At 50.8% G+C, this 7,634-nt stretch carries 7 protein-coding genes and 1 pseudogene; 2 read left to right on the forward strand and 6 right to left on the reverse strand.

Annotated features, from left to right (window positions below; all coding sequences use genetic code 11):
- Positions 1 to 125 precede the first annotated feature (125 nt).
- Positions 126 to 488 carry an STAS domain-containing protein gene (locus O71_RS04420; RefSeq protein WP_007653666.1) on the forward strand — a complete coding sequence of 121 codons (363 nt, stop codon included), beginning with the start codon at positions 126 to 128 and terminating at the stop codon, positions 486 to 488.
- Between the two features lie 94 nt (positions 489 to 582).
- Here O71_RS04420 and O71_RS04425 read toward each other — a convergent pair whose 3' ends face one another.
- From O71_RS04425 to O71_RS04440, 5 genes and pseudogenes are all read right to left on the reverse strand, one after another.
- Positions 583 to 1,599 (reverse strand): NADP-dependent oxidoreductase, encoded by a 1,017-nt coding sequence (locus O71_RS04425; RefSeq protein WP_007653668.1) that lies wholly within the window; start codon positions 1,597 to 1,599, stop codon positions 583 to 585.
- A gap of 144 nt (positions 1,600 to 1,743) precedes the next feature.
- Positions 1,744 to 2,424 (reverse strand): TetR/AcrR family transcriptional regulator, encoded by a 681-nt coding sequence (locus tag O71_RS04430; protein ID WP_040573640.1) that lies wholly within the window; start codon positions 2,422 to 2,424, stop codon positions 1,744 to 1,746.
- Positions 2,399 to 3,069, reverse strand: a pseudogene (locus O71_RS04435) (carbonic anhydrase family protein). Before O71_RS04435 ends, O71_RS04430 begins: the two are co-directional and overlap by 26 nt.
- A 41-nt stretch (positions 3,070 to 3,110) precedes the next feature.
- The gene (locus tag O71_RS27040; RefSeq protein WP_007653676.1) at positions 3,111 to 3,536 is read right to left on the reverse strand and encodes a SulP family inorganic anion transporter; all 426 of its coding nucleotides are present in this window, start codon (positions 3,534 to 3,536) and stop codon (positions 3,111 to 3,113) included.
- Entirely contained in the window at positions 3,518 to 4,675 is a 1,158-nt protein-coding gene (locus tag O71_RS04440; RefSeq protein WP_007653678.1) for a SulP family inorganic anion transporter, read from the reverse strand. Before O71_RS04440 ends, O71_RS27040 begins: the two co-directional genes overlap by 19 nt.
- 296 nt (positions 4,676 to 4,971) lie before the next feature.
- Here O71_RS04440 and O71_RS04445 point away from each other — a divergent pair, with 296 nt between their 5' ends.
- Positions 4,972 to 6,222, forward strand: coding sequence for a pyridoxal-dependent decarboxylase (locus tag O71_RS04445; protein WP_007653680.1), 1,251 nt, complete (start codon positions 4,972 to 4,974; stop codon positions 6,220 to 6,222).
- An 82-nt stretch (positions 6,223 to 6,304) separates the two neighbouring features.
- Here the strand turns inward: O71_RS04445 and O71_RS04450 are convergent, their stop codons facing one another.
- A complete protein-coding gene (locus O71_RS04450) occupies positions 6,305 to 7,552 on the reverse strand; it encodes a pyridoxal phosphate-dependent aminotransferase (RefSeq protein ID WP_007653681.1) in 1,248 nt (415 codons plus the stop codon).
- Positions 7,553 to 7,634 lie beyond the last annotated feature (82 nt).

Below are 7,634 nucleotides of genomic sequence, written 5' to 3' on the forward strand. Positions count from 1 at the left end.
TACCCCGTACTTTAAAAATACAATACTCACCCAGCAATATGTTTTTAATTTTATAGTATTAAATAAAGGAAATCCGCTACTAAAGCACCTCCTTTATATGTTAAATCTTTTTCAGGAACGTCGATATGGAAATAATTAACCACACCTCGCACCAGAATCGCCATATCTTTTTTGTAAAGGGCCTTGTGAAAGAACAAGCGCTTAATAAAGTTCACCAGGCAATCGCCGAAGTACCGACGGACAGCACAAGAGAACTTTGGATCGACTGTTCGCACGTGGACCGCCTGCACCTGACCAATAGCAGCATCTGCTCTTTTGTGAGCGAACTGCTCAAGATCCGGAAACAGAATGTAAAAGTTGTGCTCTGTGACATGAATGCCACCACTGAGCGCCTGTTCCGATTACTCCGCCTCGACTCACTGTTTGACAAGGCCAGTTCAGAAGACAGGGCAGCGCTACAAGTCACCTCAAAGTCAATCGCCGCCTAAAACATTACTTACAGCAACAGAAAAGCCCCGGAGAAGTCCGGGGCTTTTCTATTGCCACACTAGTGTCCCGCCAATTGCTTTGAGCATGTGTTGCTCAATGGGCGTTAAAATCAGCCACTTTCACAAGTAGCTTGCCTGTATTCTCCCCCCTGAACAAGCCGAAGAAGGCCTGTGGCAATTGATCAAATCCTTCTACAATATGCTCTTCGTACTGTAACTTACCAGCTTTAAGCCAACCTACCATTTCTGTGGCCGCTTCCGGAAAGCGTGCAGCGTAGTCACCCACAATAAAGCCTTTCATGAGAGCGCTTTTCTTCAGCAGGATTGGCTCCACCCGAGGACCTGTCGGAACCGACGTGGCATTGTACAGTGCGATCTGTCCGCAAACTGCAATGCGTGCAAATTTATTTAGCAGACCGTACACGGCATCCGATATCTCTCCTCCCACATTGTCGAAGTAAATATCCACGCCGTCGGGGCAGGCGGCTGCCAAAGCTTGCGGCATATTGTCTGTGGTTTTGTAATTGATGGCCTCGTCAAAGCCGAGGTCTTTTTTGAGGTATGCTGTTTTGTCATCGGAGCCGGCTATACCGACCACGCGGCAGCCCTTGAGCCTGGCAATCTGCCCGACCACAGTGCCAACCGCTCCCGCCGCCCCTGACACGACCACCGTCTCCCCTTCTTTTGGTTCCCCGATGTAGAGCAGACCACAATAGGCTGTCAGACCGGGCATACCCAGTATACCTAAGTGGTAACTCAGCGGCGCCAGATCCGGGTCCAGTTGGTTAAGGCCTTTGCCGTTGGAGATGCTATAGGTTTGCCAGGGCAGATTACCCAATACTATTACCCCTGCTTTATACCGGTCGTTCCGGCTTTCAACAACTTCTGCCACCACACCTCCGGCAATGGGCTCGTTCAGGTTATAGGGTGCGACATAGGATTTGGCGTCGCTCATGCGACCGCGCATGTAGGGATCCACCGATGCGTACAGCGTCTTCAGCAACAGCTGCCCTTCCTGCAGTTCCGGAAGCTCTTCCTCTTTGAACTCAAAGTTCTCCTCCGTCGGCATACCCTTCGGACGACTTTTCAATAGAATGCTCTTTGTTTTCATACCTTACAGTTTGTTATACCTGTGTTGTAAGTAAAACACATGGCAGAGGTTATGTTTTGCTTTAAACTACCACCTATAAAACAAAAAAGGATGACACCGGCACCTGGGCCAGTGTCATCCTTTGCAAGGATCGTAAACAGCTAGTTATCGCTCGAGGGTTCTGAACACCATGTGCGTCAGAAAATTCTCCAGTTCAGTACCACCGTCTTCTTGTATGTTCGTGAGCGAAGGCAGGTGCAGCGCAAAGAACTTCTGGTAATGCGCACTTTCCGCTACCGTGGAAACCAGAGAGGCCGGATACTTGTACTCCGGGTTGATCTCGTGCACAATGTCGGCTATGCGCTTGCACAGGCGTTTGTAGCTCAAAAAGAAGCCTTCCTTGTTGTTGGCATCCACCTCCTTGGTGAGATAGGCTTTGGCTGACTCGGCTACCACTATGCGCTGCAGGGTAACCTCATCAATATGCTCAAACTCCATGTCGTTTTCGATGCGCCCCGACAAAATGCTGATTGCAATGCGCAGGCGGTCTTCAGGTGGTTTGATGTTGTTAATAGCAAACACCAATCTGTATTCCAGCCAGTTCCAGTACCACGAGATCAGGTATGAGAGCAGCATGTGCTTGCTCTCAAAGTACCTGTAGATCGTCGCCTCTGTGCTGCTGATGCGCTCAGCCAATTTCTTAAAGGTGAAGGCCTCCAAGCCCAGCTCATCGATCAGAAAGATACCGTGTTTGATAATATCACGACCTTTCTCTGATGCTTCGGGGTCTTTGAGGTATACCTTCTCCTCTACTTTGATCTTAATATTTGCCAGCAAGTTCCTCATGCAGGGTTTCAGTCATATTTTCTACATCGTCATAGAAGGTCACTACGCCGGTTTCTACGTCGTACATGCCGCCTACGATGCCAATCTCGCCTTTTTCTATCATTTCACGAAGGATTGGGCTGTTTTTCTTGATTTCGCCTACCGTCCACACAACGTTGGTCTCAGCTACTTTTTCTACAAAATCCGAATTTTTGGAATTTCTTTCGCCATCATACTCCACGGCATTCACAGCAGGCTCTATCTTGTGCAGCAGTGTGCTCAGGTTGCCATCTCTACGTGGTCGCAAGCCCCCTTGATAGCGCCGCACTTGCTGTGGCCCAGCACCACTACCAATTTAGAGCCAGCCACTTTGCAGGCAAACTCCATACTACCCAGAATGTCCTCGTTCACGATGTTACCGGCGATGCGGGCACTGAATATGTCGCCAAGGCCCTGGTCGAAGATCAGCTCGGCTGAAGTGCGGGAGTCGATGCAGCTCAGGATAATGGCAAATGGATATTGCCCCTCTGACGTTTCGTTCACCTGCTGCAGCAGGTTGCGGTTCGCTTTCAGGTTGTTCACGAAGCGCTTGTTGCCTTCAACCAATATCTCTTTTGCGTGCTGTGGTGTCAGTTCTGACTGTGTCTCTCTGTTTTGGGTTCTCATTGGTGTAGTCTTTTATAGTAGTTTAGTAAAATGATGATTTGTTAAAACTTCATACCCTCGTACTCCAGCTTTTCGTCTTCAGCCGTTTGTTTGACATGAAGCTTGATATTATTGCTGCGGGCGGTCTCTTTGTAGTTCTCGATCAGCTCGATCACATCCGGGTCTACCACGGCCGAGCGTGACATGTCTATTTCCAGTTCAGCACCTTCCGGTACTCTGCGAAGTTCCTCCAGGATATTGCCCTTGTTCAGGAAAGTCACTTCCTCCGCCAGCACAATGCGGTATTTCTCTCTGCCTGCCTGTGATTTCTCCTTCACCACGGTGTGTGACACGTGATAGCTGTTTTTGAGGATAAAGAAGATGCCGACTACCATACCAATGCCTATACCTGTGAGCAGGTCAGTGAACACAATGGCCAGCACGGTTACTACAAATGGCAGAAACTGGTTCAGGCCACCACGGTACATGGCTTTGAACAGGCCGGCTTAGCCAGCTTATACCCTACCACAAACAGAATAGCGGCCAGTGAGGCAAGCGGTATCAGATTGAGCAGACCAGGTATAGCAATTACGCTGGCCAGGATCAGTACACCGTGGATAAGGGCCGAAAGCTTGGTACGGCCACCTGACTGAATGTTGGCCGAGCTGCGCACGATCACCTGCGTAACAGGCAGACCACCGATCAGACCCGAAACGATGTTACCGACGCCCTGTGCCTTCAACTCGCGGTTAGCCGGGCTGATACGCTTCTGTGGGTCCAGTTTATCGGTCGCCTCCAGGCAAAGCAGGGTTTCAAGGCTGGCTACGACTGCAAGCGTGCCCGCCAACATTAATACCTCGTAAGTGAGGATACGGCTGAAGTCAGGCGCGGTAAACTGCTGAAAGAAACCGCCCACACTCATTGCCACCGGCAGTTCCACCAGGTGATTAGCGCGCAAAGCCATTTCCGGGAAGGCATTCAGGAATACCAGGTTCAGGACGATACCCAGCACTACCACCACAAGCGGACCCTGTATGATCTGGAAAATTTTGCCTTTCTTAGACAGTACCGTATCCCAGAAAATCAGGATAGCCAGGGAAAGCGCACTGATGATAACCGCTGCAGGAGATATGTAACGTAAAGAGTTAAAAATTAATGAGAAAGTAGTTTCGCCGGATGGCTCCAGGAAGTGCAGACTACCCTCATAGCTTTCATCATACCCAAAGGCATGCGGAATCTGCTTGAGGATAATGATCACACCGATACCCGAAAGCATCCCCTTGATAACCGAGGAAGGAAAATAATACCCAATGCTCCCCGCTTTCAGGAATCCGAGCACCAGCTGCATGACACCTGCCAGCACGACAGCAGATAGAAACACCTCAAAACTGCCCAGGCCCTCAATGGCATGCAATACAATCACGGCCAGGCCTGCCGCCGGACCACTTACCCCCAGCTGCGAACCGCTGATAAGTGTTACAACTATACCTCCTACAAAGCCGGCAATGATACCGGAAAACAGTGGAGCGCCGGACGCCATGGCAATTCCAAGGCAAAGCGGTACTGCGACCAAAAAGACCACAATACCTGCCGGCAGATCATTCTTTAACTCTTTAAAGGTAACCATAGCGCTTCTTCAATGGATAGTTTAAAACTTGTTACAATAGTATTACTTTAACGCCACAAAGTAAAGCACTGTTTAGTTCAGTTCCCAACTTTTTTTGAGTGACTTTTATCAGATTAGCAGCGATCTTCATCATTTTTTTTGATGCAAGACGGGTGTAACTCGCAGCTTGAACAGCCAGGACGGCAGATGTTCGCCTAGGGTGTGTCTTTTTAATGTCGTAAATTTGCCTTTTGCAAAGTCTTAAGAAGGCCCTATGGGTTTTGCCTTCCGTTTTAAAATCAATTTCGCTTACAAGTATGCAACAGTGGACTAAACTGAATAAGGAGACAATCCGAACCATCGTGTTCAACGCCTTAGAAGAGAACGTAAATTTTTATGACGAGAACATACTGGGTATACCGGGTTCGCACCTCGATAATAAGGTGTTTTACCAGGATGCCCCTTTTCTGAAAGATGCCCCCTTCCTGACAGCGCTGATCCATAACCCGAATCATATCGGTTGCCATACCCTGGGAGCTTCCGAGTCTTTTTTCAGAGGTACGCACCAGATCGAGCGTGAGTTGATTGGTCTCTGCGCTGAGCAAATTCTGAAAGCCGAGCCGGGCAGTTGCGACGGCTATGTGGCGGCTGGTGGCACCGAAGCCAACCTGCAGGCCATCTGGATCTACCGCAACTACTTCCGCAACATAGACGGTGTGCGCAACAACAGCATCTGCATCCTGTGCTCCCGCGACAGCCACTACTCCATGAGCAAAGCCGCCAATGTGTTTGACCTCGACATCGCCACGGTACGGGTCGATGACAACACCCGCGCTATTGATGAGAAGCACCTGCAGGAGGTGATCACCGCCCAGAAGGCTAAGGGAAAAAGCCACTTCATTGTGGTGGCCAACATGATGACAACTATGTTTGGATCAGTTGATAACGCCGACATATATGCAGCAGCACTTGAAGCTAACGGCTGCCAGTTTATGATTCATGTGGATGCGGCTTTTGGTGGCTTCATCTACCCTTTCACCAACCCGGACAACACGCTCAACTTTCAGAATAAACACATTACCTCTGTCACGCTGGATGCGCACAAGATGGTGCAGGCTCCCTACGGCACGGGCATCTTCCTGATCCGGAAAGGCTTGATGCAACATGCCAACACCAAGGAGGCCAGCTACGTGGAGGGCGAGGATTTTACGCTGATCGGCAGTCGCTCCGGCGCCAACGCCATCGCCGTCTGGATGATCCTGATGACCTACGGACGCTACGGCTGGGAGGAGAAAACCACCACCCTGCTCAATCGTGCCGCCTGGCTGGCCGCAGAGCTCGACAAGGCAGGTATAGCCTATTACCGCAACCCCTACTCCAACATCATCACGATCCGCAGTGAACACCTCAACAAAGGCATTGCCGGCAAGTACGGGCTTGTGCCAGACAACCACCAGGATGCCAACTGGTATAAAGTAGTGGTGATGGACCACGTGACCATCGACCGGCTGATCCCGCTGCTGGAAGACCTGAAGGCTTACCAGCATGAAGCTTGCCTGGCGGAGTAGCCCTATACCTGACAATTATCTTATAAAGCAACAAAGGCTCCTTTAACGGGAGCCTTTGTTGCTTTATAACGCTTTGCTATACCTATAGCGCCTCTATAAGCTGCCGCTGGGTAGCTGCGCCTGTGCCTCTATAGTTTTGCAGGAACAGAGCCAGTTTGTCCATGGTTTGGCTCAGCTCCTGCAGCTCCGGCAGGTATACGATGCGGAAGTGGTCGGGCTGCTGCCAGTTGAAACCGCTTCCCTGTACCAGCAACACATGCTGCTCCTGCAAAAAGTCCAGCACGAAAGCCTGGTCATTGGCAATGCCGTACTTCTTCACGTCTATCTTCGGAAACAGGTAAAAGGCTCCTTTTGGCTTTACGCAGGTGATGCCAGGTATAGCGGTCAGCTTTTCGTAACAGACATCCCGCTGCTGACGCAGCCTGCCGGTTGGCAATACAAGGTCCTGCATGTGCTGATAGCCTTCCAGAGCCGCCTGTATGGCAAACTGCGCCGGCACGTTGCTGCACACCCGCAGACTGGCCATGGTGTTCAACCCGTCGATGTAGCTTCTGGCCCTGGCTTTGTTGCCGCTCACCAGCATCCAGCCAGCCCGAAAACCAGCTGCCAGGTAGTTTTTGGAAAGTCCGCTGAAAGTCACGGTCAGCACCTCATCCGAAAAAGTGGCGGTAGAGCGGTACTCTACCTCATCATACAGGATCCTGTCGTATATCTCGTCTGAAAACAGTACCAGGTTATGCGCTGCTGCCAATTCCACCAACTCCTGCAACAGCTCCGGGGCGTATACTGCGCCGGTCGGGTTGTTGGGATTAATGATCACGATGCCTTTGGTGCGGCTGTTGATCTTGCTTCTGATGTCGTTCAGATCAGGGCTCCAGTCCGAGGCTTCGTCACACAGATAATGCACGGCCTTGCCACCCGAAAAGCGCACAGCCGCCGTCCAGAGCGGGTAGTCCGGTGAAGGAACCAACACCTCGTCTCCCTCGTTAAGCAGCCCCTGCACCGCATGCAGGATCAGTTCGCTCACCCCGTTGCCAATGGAAATATCGTCGGTGTGGATGCCGGCTATACCTTTGGCTGCATAGTAGTTCCTGATCGCTTCGCGGGCTGGCAGGATGCCCTTATGGTCGGAGTAGCCCTGCGCATGGCGCAGATTATCCAGGATGCTTCGGGTTACCTCCTCGGGTGTGTCAAAGCCAAAGGGAGCCGGATTGCCGATGTTCAGCTTCGTGATACGATGCCCCTCCAACTCCAGCTCCTTCGCCTTCTCATAAATAGGCCCACACAGTTCATAATGAACAGCATCAAGCCGTGTGCTGCGTTGTATCATGTAGGTATAAGTTTCTCCAAATTTAAAGCTTTGCCGCTCAATTTCCGCTAGTACATATACCTAAAAACAATGACCTATTCCC

The organism is Pontibacter sp. BAB1700 (assembly GCF_000277005.1).
In the GTDB taxonomy this organism is placed as follows: Bacteria; Bacteroidota; Bacteroidia; order Cytophagales; family Hymenobacteraceae; genus Pontibacter; species Pontibacter lucknowensis.